Consider the following 18,718-nt stretch of genomic DNA (forward strand, 5'->3'; position numbering starts at 1 on the left):
AGCCGATCAATACAATCCGCTCGGTCCTACGCCTACGGCCCGCTGCGCTCCCGGAGGAGGAGCCGGCGAGTACTCGGCCTGCGGGCCTTCGTCTGCAGGCTCTGGCGGCACGTATTCCGGCGGCGCCTGGCCGGGCTTGAAGGCTTCGAGGATCGTGCCCCCGCCCTCGCCGCCGGCGCGGGTGCCGGAAGAGGCACTGACGCGGATCAGCTTGATGCCGGCCGGCACGCGGAACGGTGTCGCGGGCTTGTCCTTGAGCGCCATCTGCATGAAGTCGCGGAAGACCGGCGCGGCGTACTGGCCGGCGGTCGCGGCGTTGCCCAGCGACTTCGGCTGGTCGTAGCCGAGGAACACGCCGACCGCGAGATCGGGCGAGAAGCCGACGAACCACACGTCCTTGGCGTCGTTCGTGGTGCCGGTCTTGCCGGCGAGCGGCTTGCCGACGGCCTTGACCGACTGGGCCGTGCCGCGCTGGACCACGCCCTCGAGGATCGAGGTCATCTGGTAGGCGGTCAGCGGGTCGAGCACCTGCTCCCGGTTCTCGGTGAGCTTGGGCGCAGCACCGCCGTCCCACTTCTCCGCGTCGCAAGAGGTGCATTTGCGGTCGTCGTGGCGGTAGATGGTGCGGCCGTTGCGGTCCTGGATCTGGTCGATCAGGGTCGGCTTGATCCGGCGTCCGCCATTGGCGAACATCGAATAGGCCGCCGTCATGCGCATCACCGTGGTCTCGCCTGCACCGAGCGACATGGAGAGGAGCGGCAGCAGGTCGTCATAGACGCCGAAGCGGCGGGCATACTCGGAGATCGCCGGCATGCCGACCTCGTTGGCGAGGCGGACCGTCATCAGGTTCTTGGAATGCTCGACGCCGTAGCGCAGGGTGCGCAGGCCGCCGGACTTGCCGTCGTAGTTCGACGGCGCCCAGGCGGCCTGGCCCGGGCCCATATCGAGCACGAAGGGGGCATCCATGATCGTGCTCGAGGGCGTATAGCCGTTGTCGAGCGCCGTCGCATAGACGATCGGCTTGAACGAGGAGCCCGGCTGGCGCATGGCCTGGATCGCCCGGTTGAACTCGCTCTGGTCGTAGGAGAACCCGCCGACCATGGCGTGGACGCGGCCCGTATTCGGGTCCATGGCGACGATGGCGCCCGAGATCTCCGGAATCTGGCGCAGGCGGAACTGGCCCGGCTTGTCGGCCAGCGGCTCGACGAAGACCACGTCGCCCACGGCAACGGCGCGCTCGACCGGGCGGCGGGTCCATTTCACGCCATCGGCGGTCACCGTGCCGGTCTCGCGGTCCTTGACCATCTGACCGGAGGCTTCCCTCCTCGGCTGCAGACCCACCTTGGCCTGTCCGCGCGCAACCTCCAGGACGACGGCCAGGCGCCAGGGCTGCACGTCGCCCATCGCCGGCACTTCCGCCAGGGCCACACCCCATTCGCGTCCGGCGAGATCGATTTTCTGATGCGCTCCGCGCCAGCCGCGCGCCTCGTCGAAGCGCACGAGACCGTCCACGAGGGCCTTGCGAGCCATGGCCTGCATCTTCGGATCGAGGGTCGAGCGGATCAGCAGGCCGCCCTCGTAGAGGGATTCCTCGCCGTAGCGCTCGGCGATGTCGCGGCGGACGCCCTCGGCGAAATAGCCCGAGGCGATGCTGTTCGGCGAAACCATGCGCGGCTTGACGTTGAGCGGCTCCTTCTGGGCGGCCGTCGCGTCCTCGTTCGAGATATAGCCGTTGGCGGCCATGCGCTCGATCACCCAGTTCCGGCGCTCGACGGCGGCCTTGCGCTGGCGGAAGGGGTGGTAGTTGTTCGGGCCCTTGGGCAGGGCGGCGATGTAAGCGGCCTCGGCGATGGTCAATTCGTGGATCGACTTGCCGAAATAGTCGAGCGCCGCGGCGGCGATGCCGTGCAGGTTGCGGCCGGGCGTCAGGGTGCCGAGGAAGATCTCGTTGAGATAGAGCTCGAGGATCTTGTCCTTGGAGAAGGTCGATTCCATCCGCAGCGCGATCAGCGCCTCGCGGATCTTGCGCTCGTAGCTGCGCTCGTTGCCGACGAGGAAGTTCTTGGCGACCTGCTGCGTGATCGTCGAGGCGCCCTGCTCGCGGGAACCGCCGGAGCGGAGATTGACCACGACGGCGCGCACCAGACCCTCGGGATCGATGCCCGGATGCCGGTAGAAATTCTTGTCCTCGGCGGAGAGGAATGCCTCGATCACGAGCTTGGGCACGGCCTGGATCGGCACGTAGAGCCGGCGCTCGCGGGCATATTCGGCGATCAGGCTGCCGTCCGAGGCGTGGATGCGGGTCATCACCGGGGGCTCGTAATTGGCGAGCTGGGCGTGATCCGGCAGATCCTTCGAATAGAACCAGAATCCATAGGCCAGCCCCACGGCGCCGATCAGGAAGAAGATCGCTCCGACGCTGAAGAGGAAGCCGAAAAATCTCAGGACAAAGCGCATCCGAAGGTGTTCCATGACGGCGCCTACGGCGCCCGTTTATGCAGATCTTGAAACGCGGACCCTCGTTACCCGATGAATCGCGCCCCCGCTACGGGTATCCACACTCTATCTATGGTAAAACTGCGGCGGTGCCCCTGCGGGCAAACCGCGCGGAGAAGAACCGGTCCACGGCAACCGACATCGCCGAGACCATCCTGGCCCGCCATTCCTCGGACATCAACAGGTCGAGGTCCTTCTGGCTCGAGAGATAGCCAAGCTCGACCAGCACGGACGGTACGTCGTGCGCCCGCAGCACCTGGAAGCGCGCCTGCCGGTGGGGATTCTTGTTGAGGCGGGCCACGGAATCGAACTCCCCGACGAGGCGGCTGGCGAAGCCGTGGGAAAAGCCGCGCGTTTCCCGGAGCGTCAGCTCCATGAGGATGTCGGACACGTCGTCGGGCATGTCGCCCGATTCGACGCCGGCCACCGCATCGGCCTTGTTCTCGCGGTCGGCAAGCCTGGCGGAATCGGCGTCGGAGGCCCGCTCGGAGCCGGTATAGACTGTCAGCCCCCTCACTTCCTGCCCGCCGGAGATCGAATCGGCATGGATGGAGATGAAGAGATCGGCCTGTGTCGTGCGTGCGGCACGGATCCGGTCGCCGAGGGAGACGAACACGTCGTGGTCGCGGGTCATCACGATCTTGTAGCGGCCGCTTTCCTCGAGCTTTTTCTTCAGCCGCTGGGCGAAGGAGAGCACGAGGTCCTTCTCGACCACATTGCCGGAGCCCGCCGCGCCCGGATCGATGCCGCCATGGCCGGCATCGATCATGATCACCGGCCTCGCATCCTTGGTCTCCTGGACCGTCGGCGCCGTCGAGGCTTCCTTCGTGGCGGCCGAGCTTTCCACAGCCGCCTTGCGGAAATCCTCGCGCTCGGTGCGGGAGAGCTCGATGGTCAGGATCGTGGCGGCGCCCGTCGCGTCGGGCGCCGTGGTCATGCCGGAGACGACGGCCGGATGCGTGAGCTCCATCACCACCCGGGAGCGGCCCGGCGCGAAAAGGCCGTAGCGATAGGAGGCGATCAGCCCTTCCTTGCTGCGTCCGGCCTCGGCCGGCAGGTGGAAGGCGACCTCCGGAAGGTCGATGATGACCCGGTCCGGGCGCTCCATGACGGAAACCTGCGCCGTCACCGCCTTCGACAGGGTCACCTTGAAGCGTGTCTTCCCGCCATCCGCCTCGACCGTTGCGGCCGCGGCGATGGTGGGCGTTCCGGGCTTTGTCCCCTCCGCCGCCCAGGCGCGTTCGCCCCCTGCGGCCACGACGATGGCCACGAGGCAGGCGCCGATGAGGCGTATGATGAAGGGGAAAGGCATCGCAGATCGCCGGGGGTTCGAGCGTCCTTCCTATACCCATAAACGGAGCTTGGTTAACGGAACCTCACGCCGCGGGCCAGTTTACTGAGACTCTGTTGCATTCATGGCACAGTGACACAAGATCTTGCCAAATGCCCCAATCGATCTGTAATGATCTTGATCCCGTCCGGTATGGCCGAATCTGACGGCGGATCCGAGGAGACGGTTGTGTTGACCGATCCTCACGGAACCCGTCACCCCGACAGGCCCGCGGACAGGACCATATGGCGACGCTTGTCGCCACTCGCCGATGGCCGGTTTCGCCGGCTCATCGATATCTACGAAAGGGCCGTCTTGAATGGTTGCGCACGCGAAGTCAGCTTTGACCTTCGTTTCTGCACCGTTCGAATCGCGCGTTTCTCTTCGCGCACGCCCTGACACCACCCTTTCCGGCCCTCGGCCGGCCCAATTCAACCCAGAATGCGCCCCTTTGCGGCGCATGACGGCGATCGACAGCACCCCGAACGCAATTTCAGCCCGTCGCCTTCGCTTGCGGCGTGCCAATCCGCCCACAATGCGGCCGCTGCCTCAGGTCCTGCCCTCGATCGCCATGTCGAGAGTTCAACATGGCAAACAAGATGCTCATCGATGCCTCACACCCGGAAGAAACCCGGGTCGTGGTGGTGCGTGGTCAGAAGGTCGAAGAATTCGACTTCGAATCCGCTAACCGGAAGCAGCTGCGCGGGAATATCTATCTCGCGAAGGTCACCCGGGTCGAACCGTCGCTCCAGGCGGCCTTCGTGGAATACGGCGGAAACCGCCACGGGTTCCTCGCCTTCAGCGAAATCCATCCCGATTACTATCAGATCCCGGTCGCCGACCGTCAGGCTCTGCTCGAGGCCGAGGCCGAAGCCCAGCGCGAGGAGGAGCAGGAAGAGGAGCGCCGCAGCCGCGGCCGCGGCCGCCGCCGTTCCTCGCAGCGCCGGACGGAGAGCGACGAGACCGTCGTCTCCACCGAGGCCGAAGCCGGCACGGAAGAGAATGCGGAAGCGGATCCCGAGAGCGAAACCTCCTATGCGTCCGAGAGCGCCGGCGAAGATCGCGACACGTCGGCATCGGACGCGGCGGAAGCCGTCGCCCTGGTGATGGCCGAGGACCCAGCTTCCGGCGAGACCGCCGAAGAGGCTGCCGTCGAGGCGGTCGAAGCCTCGGCCCACATCGAGACTGCACAGGATGCCGAGACCGCGCCGGGCGAAGAGGCAGTGGAAGCAACCGAGGACCGCACGCCCGAAGGCGACACGGAAGCCGACGAGGACGAGGGCGAAGAAGAGGACGAAGACGATCACGACGTGGAAGAGCACGAGATCGTCGAGCAGCTCGGCGGCGACGACGCGATCGAGGATCTTCCCCAGCGCCGGCGCACCCCGCGCAAGCAGTACAAGATTCAGGAAGTCATCAAGCGCCGCCAGATCCTGCTGGTCCAGGTCGTCAAGGAAGAGCGCGGCAACAAGGGCGCAGCTCTCACCACCTATCTGTCGCTCGCCGGGCGCTATTCGGTGCTCATGCCCAATACGGGCCGTGGCGGCGGCATCTCGCGCAAGATCACCAATGCGGCCGACCGCAAGCGCCTGAAGGAAATCGCCCAGGAGCTGGAGGTGCCCGAGGGAATGGGCATCATCCTGCGCACGGCCGGCGCCTCGCGCACCAAGCCCGAGATCAAGCGCGACTACGAATACCTGATGCGCCTCTGGGAGAGCGTGCGCGAGCTGACTCTCAGCTCCGCGGCTCCTGCTCTCGTCTACGAGGAAGGCTCCCTCATCAAGCGGGCCATCCGCGACCTCTACAACAAGGACATCGACGACGTGATGGTCGCCGGTGAGGACGGCTACCGCGAGGCCAAGGACTTCATGCGCATGCTCATGCCGAGCCATGCCAAGCTGGTCCAGCCCTACCGGGAGCCGCAGCCGCTCTTCGCGAAATACGGCATAGAGGCCCAGCTCGATGCCATGTTCTCGAACGTGGTCACCCTGAAATCCGGCGGCTATCTCGTCATCAACCCGACGGAAGCTCTCGTCTCCATCGACGTGAACTCGGGACGATCGACCCGCGAGCACAACATCGAGGACACGGCGCTTCGCACGAACCTCGAAGCGTCGGAGGAAATCGCCCGCCAGCTGCGCCTGCGCGATCTTGCCGGCCTCATCGTCATCGACTTCATCGACATGGAGGAGAAGCGGAACAACCGCTCCGTCGAGAAGAAGCTGAACGAGTGCCTGAAGAACGACCGCGCCCGCATCCAGGTCGGCCGCATCTCGCCCTTCGGCCTGCTGGAGATGTCGCGCCAGCGCATCCGTACCGGCGTGCTCGAATCCTCCTCGATCCCCTGCCCGCACTGCGCCGGCACCGGCTTCGTGCGCTCGACGCCGTCGGTGGCGCTGCAGGTTCTGCGCTCGATCGAGGAAACCCTCATCAAGAATGCCAGCTACAACCTCGTCGTCCGCACGCGGATGGAGGCGGCGTTCTACATCCTGAACCAGAAGCGCGTGCATCTGCGCGAATTGGAGAGCCGCTTCGGCGTCTCGATCTCCATCGTCGCCGACGAAAGCATGCACGGCACCACGACCTATGCCATCGAGCGCGGCGATCCCGCCCTCAAGCTGGAGCACAAGTCGGCCGCCACCGGCATCCAGATCGATGCCATCGCCCCCGTCGACGAGCCCGTCGAGGAGGATGAGGTCGAGATCGAGGCCGAGGCCGAAGAGGAAACCGCTGAGGAAGCTCAGGCTCGCGAAGAGCGTGGCGAGGAAGGCGAAGGCGGCGGACGTCGTCGTCGCCGCCGCCGCCGCCGCCGCGGTCGCGACCGCGACTCGTTCGCGGGCGGCGACCAGGCCGAGGATGGCGCCGAGGCCGGAGAGACCGAGGGCGAATCCGACGAGGAGGATGTCGAGGTCGAGGCCACCGGCGAGGAAGCAGCTCCCGTCGAGGCCGGCGAGTCGTCCGACGAGGACGCCCGTGGACGTCGCCGCCGCCGTGGACGCCGCGGCGGTCGTGGACGCGGTCGTGACGAGACGGTCGAGTTCGCCATGGAGGAAGGCTTCGTCGCTCCCGATCAGGCCGAGTCCGAGGCGGTGTCCGACGAGGCGGCTCCCGCTCAGGAGGCCGGCATCGCGGCCGCGGCCGAGGAGTCTCAGCCAACGGTCACCGTGGAAGATCCCATCGTCGCTCCCGCGCGTCCCGTGGCCGAAGCGCCGGTTCCGCCGCCCGCTCCCGTGGTTCCCGAGCCTGAGCCGGTCGCCGTCGTCCTGACCCCGCCCGACCCGGAACGCCCGAAGCGCGCCGGCTGGTGGTCCAAGGCCAAGTCGGTCCTGAGCGGATCGTAAGGTTCACAAGGAAATGCCCGGCTCCAAGCCGGGCATTTTTCGTTTAACGACCACTGCCACGCCGTCATGCCCGCACGTGTTGCGGGCAACTATGTCTTAGGAAACGCAGCCTCATCCTGAGGAGCCGCTGCAAGCGGCGTCTCGAAGGAGGATCCAGCGCGAACTGGAACCTCCTTCGAGACGGTCGCTCCGCGCCCTCCTCAGGATGAGGTCTCTGGATTGGAGATCGATAAAACGGGGATCACCGGCAAAGGCCGGTGATGACTTGGGAGGACTACCTCAACCAGCCCTTCAGCCGTGCCACCGTCTCGCGGCAATCGCTCTCCGAGCCGGCGAAGGACAGGCGCAGGTAATGCGAACCTTCGATGGGATCGAAGTCGAGCCCCGGCGTCGCAGCGATGCCTGCCTCCTCCAGCATGCGCTTCGAGAAGCCGATGGAATCGTTCGTGAAGCGGGCGATGTCGGCGTAGATGTAGAAGGCCCCGTCCACGGGGTGCATCTCCGAGATGCCGACCTTCGGCAGCTCCTCCAGTAGATAGGCGCGGTTCCTGGCGTATCCCGCCTTCACCGCCTCGAATTCTTCCGCCGCGTCGAAGGCCGCGAGCGCGGCGACCTGCGAGAGATAGGGCGGCGAGATGTAAAGGTTTTGCGCCAGCCGTTCGATGGGCCGCACGAGACGCTCCGGCACGACGATCCAGCCGATGCGCCAGCCGGTCATGCAGTAATATTTCGAGAACGAGTTGATCACGACCGCATCGTCGTCGGACGCCAAAGCCGTCGAGGCCGCCTCGCTGTAGGTCAGGCCATGATAGATCTCGTCCGAAACGAACCAGAGCCCCAGGCGGCGGCAGGTCTCGCCCAATTCCGCCAGCGCCTTGCGGCCGATCATGGTGCCGGATGGGTTGGCGGGGCTCATGGCAAGAATGCCGTGCAAGGGCTTCTCCGCATGAGCTTTTTCGATGGCCTCGGCCGTCATGATCCAGCCGTCGGCCTTGGTGAGCGGGATCGTCACCGGCTCGATGCCGAGCGCCTCCAGGATGTTGCGATAGGCCGGATAGCCCGGTGCCGTGATCGCCACCCGCTGCCCGTGATCGAACAGGCTCAGGAACGCCAGCACGAAGCCGGCCGAGGAGCCGGTGGTCACCACCACCCGCTCCGGAGCGATGCTCACGCCGTAGGTATCGCGATAGTGCCGGGCGATCCGCTCGCGCAGGGCCGAGATGCCGAGCGCCTCGGTATAGCCGATGCGGCCGAGATCGAGAGCGGCCTTCGCCGCCTCCCGGGCCGCGCGCGGCGCCGGCGCGGAAGGCTGGCCGACCTCCATGTGGATGACGGTATCGCCCCGCCGCTCCTTGGCCGCGGCCGCGCTCAGCACGTCCATGGCAAGAAAGGACGACACGCGCTCCATACGGCGCGCAATGAGGGGTGAGCGAAGATCGGCGGATGATTTGGTCATGAACAGGCTCGTATCCCGTTGCAGGTGCAGCCTCAAGACGGTTCTTCACGGTGTCATTCCCGGCCGGAGCGCAGCGGAGGGGAAGGGAATCCATAGCAGTGAGCGCGGAAGTGGATCCCCTGCCCGGTCCTGCGGATCGCCGGGGATGACACCGGGGCGTTTCATCGCGTGCAATACGAACCCGTGATTTGACGGCGCACCGCTCAAGCCGCTAACTCGCAAGAGTACGGACGAGTCTCAACTCTGCCTTGAACCATGGTTATGGCGCGGACTTGTCTTGAAGAATTCCTCAAAGGACCGGATATGCGCGTTTCGCTTCTCAAACTCGGCCAGGCCGTGGCTCTCATCGGCACGCTGGGCCTCGCTCCCGCCGCGATGGCGCAGAATGCGGCCTTCACGGACCAGCAGAAGCAGGCCATCGGCGAGATCGTGAAGGATTATCTCCTGAAGAACCCCGAGGTTCTCACCGAGGTGATCGGCGAGCTGGAGAAGCGCCAGGCCGAGGCGCAGCAGGTGGCGCAGGCCGGCGCCGTGAAGGAAACGAAGCAGTCGCTCCTGAACGCCTCCCATTCCTACGTGGTCGGCAACCCGTCAGGAGACGTCACCCTGGTGGAGTTCTTCGATTACAATTGCGGCTACTGCAAGAAGGCGCTCGCCGACGTCCAGACCCTGATGAAGAGCGACTCCAAGCTGCGCGTCGTGCTGAAGGACTTCCCCGTCCTGGGGCCCGACTCCGTCGAGGCGAGCCGTGTCGCACTCGCTGTCAAGAACCAGCTCCAGGGCCCAAAACTGTTCGACTACCACGTGAAGGTCATGGACAGCCGCGGCCGCGTCAACGGCGACCGCGCCATGTCGGTCGCCAAGGACATGGGCCTCGACATGGCCCGCCTGCAGAAGGACATGGAGAGCGCCGAGATCCGCGGTGCCCTTCAGGAGAACATGGCGCTCGGCGACAAGCTGAACCTGACGGGAACCCCTGCCTTCATCGTCGGCGAGACCGTCATCCCGGGCGCCGTCGGCCTCGACCCGCTGAAGCAGCTCGTGGATAACGTGCGCCAGTGCGGCAAGGCGAGTTGCGGGTAGTCCACCTTCCGCTGGCATTCCGGGGCCGCGCAGCGGAGCCCGGAATCCATAACCGCTGACACTGCAGGGTAGGCAATATCCACTTTGCAGCATTTTCTGAGACGTCGTGTTTATGGATTCCGGGCTCGACCTATGGTCGCCCCGGAATGACAGTGAAGCATGCCCCCGGGCCTCGACCACCCCTTCTGCCCTTGAGGAAACCCCGCCAAGCTTGGGAAAGCCTTGGTTTTCCCCTTCCCCCCTGCCCGCCTTTTGGCTAAGAGGGCGTTTCTGCTCCGCGAGACGGGGCTCCAGGGAACGCTCCTTTCGCGATGACCACTGTCTTCGTCCTCAACGGACCCAACCTCAACCAGCTTGGCCGCAGAGAGCCTCAGGTCTATGGCAGCACCACGCTGCAGGACATCGAGAAGCTCGTGCGCGACAAGGGCGAGGCCCTGGGGGCAGCGATCACCTTCCGCCAGTCGAACCATGAAGGACATCTGGTCGACTGGATCCAGGAAGCGGGAGCCCAGGGAGCCGGCATCGTCATCAACGCCGGAGCCTATACCCACACCTCGATCGCGCTGCGCGACGCCATCTCCGGCAGCGGCGCTCCGACGGTCGAGATTCACCTTTCGAACGTTCATGCTCGCGAGGGCTTTCGCCATCGCTCGCTCATAGCGCCCGTCTCCGTCGGCGTGATCTGTGGTTTCGGGCCCATGAGCTACCTGCTCGGCCTGGAAGCGGTTCACCGGGTGATGGCCGAGCGGGCCCGTCAGGCGAAACCCTCGCAGCACTAGATCCTCAGGAAATAGAGGTAGCCATGGCCAAGGAAAACCCTTTCGATCCCGATCTCGTCCGTGAATTGGCGAATCTGATCGCCGACACGGGTCTCAGCGAGATCGAAGTGGAGAAGGGCGACCTTCGCATCCGCGTGGCGCGCACGATCACCGCCGCCGTCACCGTGGCGGCTCCGGCCGCTCTCGCGCCCGCCCCGGTCGTCGCCCCGCCTCCGGCTTCGGCCGAGCCTGCGAAGCCGGGCGCGCCTCATCCGGGCGCCGTTCTCTCGCCGATGGTCGGCACCGCCTACCGCAAGCCCTCCCCGGACGCGAGAGACTTCGTCGAAGTCGGCTCCAAGGTCCAGGCCGGCGAGAAGGTTCTGCTCGTCGAGGCCATGAAGACCTTCAACGAGATCGTGGCGCCCCGCGCCGGCACGGTAACCGCCATCTATGTCGAAGACGGAACTCCTGTTGAATACGGCGAACCCCTCCTCGTCATCGAGTAAGGCGCGACATGTTCGATAAGATCCTCATTGCCAACCGAGGCGAGATCGCCCTGCGAATCCTGCGCGCGGCGAAGGAGCTCGGCATCGCCACCGTGGCGGTCCATTCCACCGCCGATGCGGATGCCATGCATGTGCGCCTCGCCGACGAGAGCGTGTGCATCGGCCCTCCGGCCGCCCGCGACAGCTATCTCAACATCCCGGCCCTGATCGCCGCCTGCGAGATCACTGGCGCGGATGCAATCCATCCCGGCTACGGCTTCTTGTCCGAGAACGCGCGCTTCGCGGAGGTGCTCGAGCATCACCGCATCGCCTTCATCGGCCCGAAGGCGGAGCATATCCGCATCATGGGCGACAAGATCGAAGCCAAGCGCACGGCCAAGCGCCTCGGCATCCCCTGCGTGCCCGGCTCCGAGGGCGGCATTTCCGACGAGGCCGAGGCCAGGAAGGTCGCCAGGGACATCGGCTATCCGGTCATCATCAAGGCGGCTGCCGGCGGCGGCGGACGCGGCATGAAGGTGGCGCGCAACGAGGACGATCTCCTCCACGCGCTCCAGACCGCCAAGACCGAGGCCAAGGCTGCTTTCGGCGACGACGCGGTCTATATCGAGAAATATCTCGAGAAGCCGCGCCACATCGAGATCCAGGTGCTCGGCGACGGCAAGGGCAACGCGATCCATCTCGGCGAGCGCGACTGCTCCCTGCAGCGCCGCCACCAGAAGGTCTGGGAGGAAGGGCCCTCGCCGGCTCTCAACCTCGAGATGCGGGAGCGCATCGGCGGCGTCGTGGCCAAGGCCATGCAGGACCTGCACTATGCCGGCGCCGGCACGATCGAGTTCCTCTACGAGGACGGCGAGTTCTACTTCATCGAGATGAACACGCGTATTCAGGTGGAGCATCCGGTGACCGAGATGATCACCGGCATCGATCTGGTCAACGAGCAGATCCGCATCGCAGCCGGCGCGCCACTCTCTTTCAAGCAGAGCGACGTCAAGATCGAAGGCCATGCCATCGAGTGCCGCGTGAATGCCGAGCATCCCTCGACCTTCCGCCCCTCGCCCGGCCTGATCAGCTACTTCCACCCGCCCGGCGGCCTCGGCGTACGCGTCGATTCGGCGGCCTACCAGGGCTACCGCATCCCGCCGCATTACGACTCGCTCGTGGGCAAGCTCATCGTCCATGGCCGCACCCGCAACGAGTGCCTCATGCGCCTGCGTCGGGCCCTGGACGAGTTCGTCGTCGACGGCATCGACACCACGCTGCCGCTCTTCCGCACCCTGGTGCGCAACCCGGACATCCAGAACGGCCAGTACGACATCCACTGGCTCGAGAACTTCCTGAAGACCGGGGGCCTCGGCGAGGACCAGGCGTCGTAGCCTTGTTATAAAATATCAGGCCCTCTATTGTCGCGCGAGTGCAAGAGAGGGCCTCGCAATCGAAGGCGAGGCCATGGAAAGACCATGCCTCGCTTTCTTCATGTCGGCTGCGGCCCGAAGCGCAAGAACCGGACCGTCAAAGCCTTCGCAGCGCCGGAATGGGAAGAGGTGTCCCTCGACATCGACGAGAGCGTCAAACCCGACATCGTCGACAAGCTGCCGGACCTGTCCCGCGTGAAGTCGAGCAGCTTCGATGCGGTGTACTCGGCGCACAACATCGAGCATCTCTATCCGCATGAAGTGCCGGTCGCCCTGAAGGCGATGCGTCGGGTTCTCAGGAGCGACGGGTTCGTCATCCTGACCTGCCCGGACCTCCAGATGGTGGGCGAGAGACTGGCTGCGGGCGATATCGAGAAGCCGCTCTACACAAGCAGCAGCGGCCCCATCTCGCCGCTCGACATGCTCTATGGCTTCCGGCCGGCTATGAAGGACGGGAACCTCTACATGGCCCACCATACCGGCTTCACGCTGAAATCCCTCGGCGATGCCTGCGTGAAGGCCGGCTTTGCCAAGTTCTTCGGGTTCCGCCGCCCGCACCGGCACGACCTCTGGGGGATTGCAACGAAACGTGCGATGACGGATGACGAGATTCAGGACCTCGGCAAAATCTACCTGAAACCGATCTGACTTCACATCGCGGTTATCCTATCTTAGACGAGCAGCCGAACGATCGGATATGTTGGTGAATGACCCGGTCTCCCGACCACGCGATTGAAATCACGCCCGAGATTCTGCTGAAGGCCTATGCGGCCGGCATCTTCCCCATGGCTGAGGATGCGGACGATCCGTCCCTGTTCTGGGTCGAGCCGCGCGAGCGCGGGATCATTCCTCTCGATACCTTTCACATCTCCAAGCGCCTGGCCCGCACGGTGCGCTCGGACCTTTTCGAGATCCACGTCGACCGGGACTTCTATGGGGTGATCGCCGGCTGCGCCGCGCCGGGCCTCGACCGGGAGAAGACCTGGATCAGCCGGCGGATCCGCGAGCTTTACGGCGAGCTCTTCGATTCCGGCTTCTGCCACACGGTGGAGGTCTACCGCGACGAACGGCTCGTGGGCGGGCTCTACGGCGTGCGCCTCAACGGGGCGTTCTTCGGCGAGAGCATGTTCCACAAGGAGCGCGATGCATCGAAGATCGCCCTCGTCCATCTCGTGGCGCGCCTGCGGCGGGGCGGCTTCTCGCTTCTGGATACCCAGTTCGTCACCTCGCACCTGGCGCAGTTCGGCGCCGTCGAGGTTCCCCGGCGCACCTACAAGCAGATGCTGCGCCATGCGATGGAGCATGGGGCGAACTGGGATTCCTGGCCCAGGGGCAGCGTCGTCCGCGGCGAGGAAGCCCTCGCCGCCATCGGCGCCTGAACTCAGCGATCCGTGTTGATGATCGGAGCGGCGGGAGCCCGCTGGGGCTGACGCTGCGGCGCCGGCTGGCGCAGCGGCGCGGTCTCGACAGCCGGCGGGCGCGGCGCGGTGGTGCCCGTGGGCGCCATGATGTCTCCGGGCCGCCCGGTGGTCGCCGGGGCGGTCGGGCGGGCGGCGTCCTGCTGGATCGGCGGCGGCTCCTCCGGCATCTCCTTGGGCTCGGCGATCACCTCGGTGCCGCCTTTGCAGTCGACGAGCCAGATATCGTAGACCGGGTGCTCCAGGCCGTGCAGGCCGGGGCTCGCGGCGAAGAGCCAGCCCGAAAAGACCCGCTTGGCCTTTCCGTCGGGGCCGGGCTCGTCCACCTCGATGAAGGAGGTGGTGTTGGGCGTTTCCGTCGGCGGCTTGGTGAAGCAGACCCGCGTCGTCAGCTGCAGGGCGCCGAACTGCACCGTTTCGTCGACCCCGACCTCGAACGAGACGATCCGCCCGGTGATCTTGTCCAGGCCGGAAAAGACGGCGGTGGGATTCTTGATCCTGTCCGCGTGAGCCGCGCCGAAGCTGCCGAGTACCGATGCGAGCACAAGGGCAGCCCGCGTCCATCCGAATGTCATCATACCGTCCAAGTCGATCCTTCCGGCCGGGGGCCGGCGTGGAAGCTGTTGCGGCAACGCGATAACACGCGAACCAAGATGGAAAAAGGGCAAGCCGGAAAAGATGGCGCTTGGAACGGGATACGCTGTGGCCGACGGCGCAGCGCTCCCCCAAAAATGAGGGTCAGATGAATCCCGAACCGGGAGTCCATTTTCGGATCCCATGCTCTAGGCTGGCCGCCAACGTGTTCGGAGAGGAACGGGGCGCCTATGAACGAAAGCGAAAAGCTGGCCGATGAGGCTCGCCAACGGCTCGGCTTTCTGTCCCGGGCGGAAACGGCGGCGCTTGCCCAACGCGGAATCCTGCTGCCGGTCCCCGATTCCGTACTGATTTCGCCGGAGGTGCGGGTCGAGGAGGGTGCGATCCTGTGGCCTGGTGTCATCCTCCAGGCGCTCGAGGGCGGCGGCATCGTCATCGGCGGCGAGACGCAGCTTTTCCCCGGCACCCGGATCGTAGCCTCCGGCGCTGCGGTGAGAATCGGGGCGCGGGCCGAGATCGGCGAGGAAGGCGGCTTCACCATCGAGGCGGGCCTCGGCGAGACCATCGAGATCGGGGACGATGCGCGCCTTCTTGGCGGCGGATCGCTGAGCCGCCCGAACCGAATCGGCCGCGGTGCCCAGGTCCTGGGACCCATCCGCTGTCAGAACTGCACCCTCGGCGACGGCGGCAGCTACCGCGATCCGGACCCGGACGGGCGCGGCGGCGTGCTGAAGGGATCGGGAATCGCTCGCAACATCGATGTTCCGACCGGCTCCGTGATCCAGGCCTTCGGGCTGTTCTCGGAAGGGACGCTGCGGCCCCAATCCCATTTCCATCCCAAATCGGGCAGGTAACTCCTATGCAGCTGAAACTCACCGGCCCAGGCCTCAGGCTCGGCCTCGGACTGGTCTCCATCGGTCGTGTGTGGGGCGTTCGCCAAAGCGCGCCCCCCGATGCGTCTGAGGCGCAAAAGCTGCTCTCCAGAGCGGTGGAGCTCGGCATCACCATCTTCGATACGGCGCCGGCCTATGCGGAGAGCGAGGCGCGGCTCGGCCGTTTCCTTGCCGACCTCGAGCCGTCGCGCAGGCGGGCTCTCACCATCATGACGAAGATGGGGGAGCATTGGGATTTCGAGCGCGGCACCAGCTATGTCGATCACAGTCGCGATGCGCTGATTCGAAGCATCGACCGGAGCCTGGCGCTTCTCGGCTCCATCGAGGTCGTGCAGATCCATAAGGCGACGAGCGATATGGTCGCCCATCCCGATGTCGTCGCCGCGATGGTTTATGCGAGAAGCTGCGGCGTGACAGCCTTCGGTGCCAGCGTCAGCGATGTGGAAGCAGGACAGCGCGCACTGGACAGCGGATTGTACGACGCGCTGCAATTCCCTCTGAACCTGTCGAGTGCGGGCATGGCCCCGTTGCTGCCCGCCCTGCGGGCGAGCGGCCGCACGGCCATCGTCAATCGCCCCTTCGCCATGGGCGGTTTGGTTATCGAACAGCCCTTCGAGGCGGCCGCATCGGCCGCGTTCCGCCACATCGAGAATGCGCTGCCGAACGCCGTGATCCTCACCGGGACCGGAAAGGTCGCGCATCTTGAGCAGAATGTCGGGGCGTTTCACGAGCGGCAGGTTTTGTCGCCGCAGCAGCGGCGGTCCTGACCGAGTCGGAGGCTATGCCGGGCTCAAGGACGCCCAAGACCAAGCGGGCTCGACTTGAGCGGTTGCACTACGGTGTAGACAGCCTCGCAGCCTTCACCAGCGAAGCCGGTGAGACGCTCGTTTCTCCCCTGAACGGTGAATCCATCACCAGGATCAAAGCGGCAACCAACCCGATCGCCCCCATATGGAAGGCAATCAGCGTCATTCCGAAGGCGTCCAGTTTATGGCGCCCGTTCATGATCATTGCGCCGACGACGAAGACGGCCATCACCCACCAGAACACCGGAGGCACACTCTTTGTGGCCAACTCGAGACGGCTCTGGCGCAGATCTTCCAGCTTATCCAGGTAAGCTCGTAAGGAGTTGGCGGCTGCCGGATTGTCCGCCGCCACCTTGTTGACCTGCGCGACGAGCGACGCCAAGGCACGATCTGTTTCCTCCGCAAGTGAGGGATTATGCTGGGCGAGCATCTCCCACTCTGCGGAGACCGCCGACCTGACATAATCCTTGACGCGCTCATTCGCGATTGACGCCTCCTCGGTCCCCAAAGTCTGGAGGTCTCGAACAAGCCGCGCGATGACCGAAGCCTCCCGAAGCTCCGCGTCATCAGCCTTCCCGAGATTCGAGCGGACTTCCGTCAGCACCAGAGCAAGAACGAAAACGGAGAACGCCAGGAGGCTTCCATGGACCACATCGGCCAGTTTGCTGTGGCTCTCGAATGCCTCGTCGTGGGGTGAAAAGAGAAGCCGCCGCGAGATGAGGGCGAGAACAAGGGCGAGAACGGCGGTGCAGACCACTCCCCCAACGAGAAGGGCCGCATCACTGCTATCAGCGATCAACTTGTATAGCCACTCCATGGTCTCCGCCGCCTCCACAACCAGTAGGGGATGGGGTGCACATCGCGCCCGGTATCGTCACCCGGATGGGTTGCACGTCATGCTCGCCGCCGAGGGATGCAACCTCAAGAACCCGGCATTCGTGCCAGCCATGTTGATGGTGGCCAACGGGCGAATCAAGCCGTCGTCGCGGTAATCGTTTCTGACCAGCTATAGCGGCGTGCGGTGAAAGCGGATCTTCATACCGCGACTATGTTCAGCCCCACACACCGTTCAAACGGTATAGGGCTGCCGAGTATGGACTCGTCTGAACATCCATTGCTCTAGCTGTTTGATCCCAGGGTTTGATGGTGCATTCTTATCGCCGGAATGGAGGGATGCGCTTCTCTATTCGGCCCCTCCAAGTCAAGCGCTTTTAAGGCATCGGCCATCCCACCTCCAGGCAGTCGTCTCTCGCAGGGCCTTGCTTCTCTCCGGGATCGGCACATTTGCCCTCCCACCATGGGATTCGTAGGATGAGGTGGCTCAATCTATGGGGCGTTCTGGCCGCGGCAGCGCGGCCGATACAAGCGCATCCACGAGCTCGCCTGATCCATCGTCCTGCGAAGGACGTCTTTCTTCCGCCTTCTGGCGGAATTCGAGTTATCTCATTGCCCGTTCCGGTATGGCATCTTAGACAGCTGCGGGTATGCTTTCCCTCGTCCAGCGGAATACGGTGCCATCGCTCCAGATGCGGTGCATGATCACGCCCAGACGCCGGGCCAGCGCAACAATGGCTTTTCGCCCACCACGCCGTTTGGCGATATTCATCGCCCATGCTTTCAACCACGACCACTTCACGTGAACATTCGTCAGCATGACTTGAGCGGCTTCGTACAACAGCGTTCGCATCATGCCATCCCCGCAGAGGGAGACGCGGCCGATCCGGTTGCTCTCACCCGACTGATGAAGCACCGGCGTTAACCCCAGGGAGGCACCCACGGCTTTGGAGTTCCGGAAGCGAGCCGGAACGTCGATAGTACTGGCATAGGCTAAAGCGACAACGGGACCGACCCCTGGAATGGTCATCAGGCGTCGACAAACACCGTCGTCGCGGACAATCGACAGCAGCTTTCGATGAAGACGCTCGAACTCCTCTCGAAGCTTTCGCCGGCTGGCCAGCAGCGGCTCTATGATCTCTGCCAGGTCAGGCAGACAGTCAAGGAGTTCGCGAATGCGGATGTCGAATTTGGCTGCGCCAACGATGCCGACTTTGAGGCCGAAGTTGCGCAGCAGGCCGCGAATATCATTCTCAAATGCAATCGCCTTCTCCTGCAGCAACTTGCGGGCGGTCAGGAGGGCGCGCCGCTTTTGGCTGGTCAGGGTTTTTACATGAACCGGTCGGAACAGATTCACCCGCATCATCTGCGCAATGCCACGTGCGTCGTTGCGGTCACTCTTGTTCACCTGTGCCTTGAGGAATGCCTTCGTATGGCGGGTCTCGATGCAGACGATAGGCAGACCGGCTTCTGCAAGCCCACTGAACAGCCATTGCGACAAAGGGCCAGCCTCAAGGCCGATCCGCTCGAGCCGCCAAGCAGGATCGTGGAGGACTTGCGCGAGATCGTCTGGGTGGCTCGGCACCTTTGTCTCGCGACAGATCCTACCCGTTTCATCCACAACGCACACCGACGTCTCTTTCACCGAGACGTCCAGTCCAGCATAGTGCTTCATGCTAGGCTTCCTTTCCTGATGCTTGTGCTTGATCCAACAGACCAGGTTTCATCATCGTCCCGCGGCGCGCGCCTTTCTAGCCCAAGCCATGGGATGGCAGGCCGAATACTCCATCT

Annotated in this window: 15 protein-coding genes; 9 read left to right on the forward strand and 6 right to left on the reverse strand. The window is 64.7% G+C overall.

The window, feature by feature from the left end:
* Positions 1-6: 6 nt before the first annotated feature.
* Together BB934_RS01645 and BB934_RS01650 are read right to left on the reverse strand one after the other, a co-directional pair.
* Positions 7-2,457 (reverse strand): penicillin-binding protein 1A, encoded by a 2,451-nt coding sequence (locus BB934_RS01645; protein WP_099508080.1) that lies wholly within the window; start codon positions 2,455-2,457, stop codon positions 7-9.
* A gap of 109 nt (positions 2,458-2,566) precedes the next feature.
* A complete protein-coding gene (locus BB934_RS01650) occupies positions 2,567-3,808 on the reverse strand; it encodes an N-acetylmuramoyl-L-alanine amidase (protein WP_099508081.1) in 1,242 nt (413 codons plus the stop codon).
* A 605-nt stretch (positions 3,809-4,413) separates the two neighbouring features.
* Here BB934_RS01650 and BB934_RS01655 point away from each other — a divergent pair.
* Complete coding sequence (locus BB934_RS01655) at positions 4,414-7,167, forward strand: Rne/Rng family ribonuclease (protein ID WP_099508082.1); 2,754 nt, start codon at positions 4,414-4,416, stop codon at positions 7,165-7,167.
* Between the two features lie 274 nt (positions 7,168-7,441).
* Here BB934_RS01655 and BB934_RS01660 read toward each other — a convergent pair whose 3' ends face one another.
* Complete coding sequence (locus tag BB934_RS01660; protein ID WP_099508083.1) at positions 7,442-8,623, reverse strand: pyridoxal phosphate-dependent aminotransferase; 1,182 nt, start codon at positions 8,621-8,623, stop codon at positions 7,442-7,444.
* 303 nt (positions 8,624-8,926) lie between these two features.
* On the opposite strand from BB934_RS01660, the gene BB934_RS01665 reads away from it, so the two are divergent.
* From BB934_RS01665 to aat, 6 genes are all read left to right on the forward strand, one after another.
* Entirely contained in the window at positions 8,927-9,706 is a 780-nt protein-coding gene (locus BB934_RS01665) for a DsbA family protein (protein WP_099512581.1), read from the forward strand.
* Positions 9,707-10,017: 311 nt separating this feature from the next.
* On the forward strand, positions 10,018-10,485 hold the full coding sequence (gene aroQ, locus BB934_RS01670) for a type II 3-dehydroquinate dehydratase (protein ID WP_099508084.1): 468 nt from the start codon (positions 10,018-10,020) through the stop codon (positions 10,483-10,485).
* Positions 10,486-10,508: 23 nt separating this feature from the next.
* Positions 10,509-10,970, forward strand: a complete 462-nt coding sequence (accB, locus tag BB934_RS01675) for an acetyl-CoA carboxylase biotin carboxyl carrier protein (RefSeq protein WP_099508085.1) — start codon at positions 10,509-10,511, stop codon at positions 10,968-10,970.
* 8 nt (positions 10,971-10,978) lie between these two features.
* A complete protein-coding gene (gene accC / locus BB934_RS01680; protein WP_099508086.1) occupies positions 10,979-12,343 on the forward strand; it encodes an acetyl-CoA carboxylase biotin carboxylase subunit in 1,365 nt (454 codons plus the stop codon).
* Positions 12,344-12,427: 84 nt separating this feature from the next.
* Positions 12,428-13,030 carry a class I SAM-dependent methyltransferase gene (locus BB934_RS01685; protein ID WP_099508087.1) on the forward strand — a complete coding sequence of 201 codons (603 nt, stop codon included), beginning with the start codon at positions 12,428-12,430 and terminating at the stop codon, positions 13,028-13,030.
* A gap of 59 nt (positions 13,031-13,089) precedes the next feature.
* Positions 13,090-13,761 (forward strand): leucyl/phenylalanyl-tRNA--protein transferase, encoded by a 672-nt coding sequence (aat, locus tag BB934_RS01690; RefSeq protein ID WP_099508088.1) that lies wholly within the window; start codon positions 13,090-13,092, stop codon positions 13,759-13,761.
* A gap of 2 nt (positions 13,762-13,763) precedes the next feature.
* Here the strand turns inward: aat and BB934_RS01695 are convergent, their stop codons facing one another.
* Positions 13,764-14,375: a DUF2155 domain-containing protein gene (locus BB934_RS01695; RefSeq protein WP_099512582.1), complete on the reverse strand. Its 612-nt coding sequence runs from the start codon at positions 14,373-14,375 to the stop codon at positions 13,764-13,766.
* Positions 14,376-14,624: 249 nt separating this feature from the next.
* Here BB934_RS01695 and BB934_RS01700 point away from each other — a divergent pair, with 249 nt between their 5' ends.
* Together BB934_RS01700 and BB934_RS01705 are read left to right on the forward strand one after the other, a co-directional pair.
* Entirely contained in the window at positions 14,625-15,248 is a 624-nt protein-coding gene (locus BB934_RS01700) for a hypothetical protein (protein WP_099508089.1), read from the forward strand.
* Positions 15,249-15,253: 5 nt separating this feature from the next.
* On the forward strand, positions 15,254-16,054 hold the full coding sequence (locus tag BB934_RS01705) for an aldo/keto reductase (protein WP_099508090.1): 801 nt from the start codon (positions 15,254-15,256) through the stop codon (positions 16,052-16,054).
* Between the two features lie 67 nt (positions 16,055-16,121).
* Here BB934_RS01705 and BB934_RS01710 read toward each other — a convergent pair whose 3' ends face one another.
* Together BB934_RS01710 and BB934_RS01715 are read right to left on the reverse strand one after the other, a co-directional pair.
* Positions 16,122-16,910: a bestrophin-like domain gene (locus BB934_RS01710; RefSeq protein ID WP_099508091.1), complete on the reverse strand. Its 789-nt coding sequence runs from the start codon at positions 16,908-16,910 to the stop codon at positions 16,122-16,124.
* 651 nt (positions 16,911-17,561) lie between these two features.
* Positions 17,562-18,602, reverse strand: a complete 1,041-nt coding sequence (locus BB934_RS01715) for an IS110 family RNA-guided transposase (RefSeq protein ID WP_099508092.1) — start codon at positions 18,600-18,602, stop codon at positions 17,562-17,564.
* Between the last annotated feature and the right edge of the window lie 116 nt (positions 18,603-18,718).

Origin of the sequence: Microvirga ossetica (assembly GCF_002741015.1) — a bacterium.
GTDB lineage: Bacteria > Pseudomonadota > Alphaproteobacteria > Rhizobiales > Beijerinckiaceae > Microvirga > Microvirga ossetica.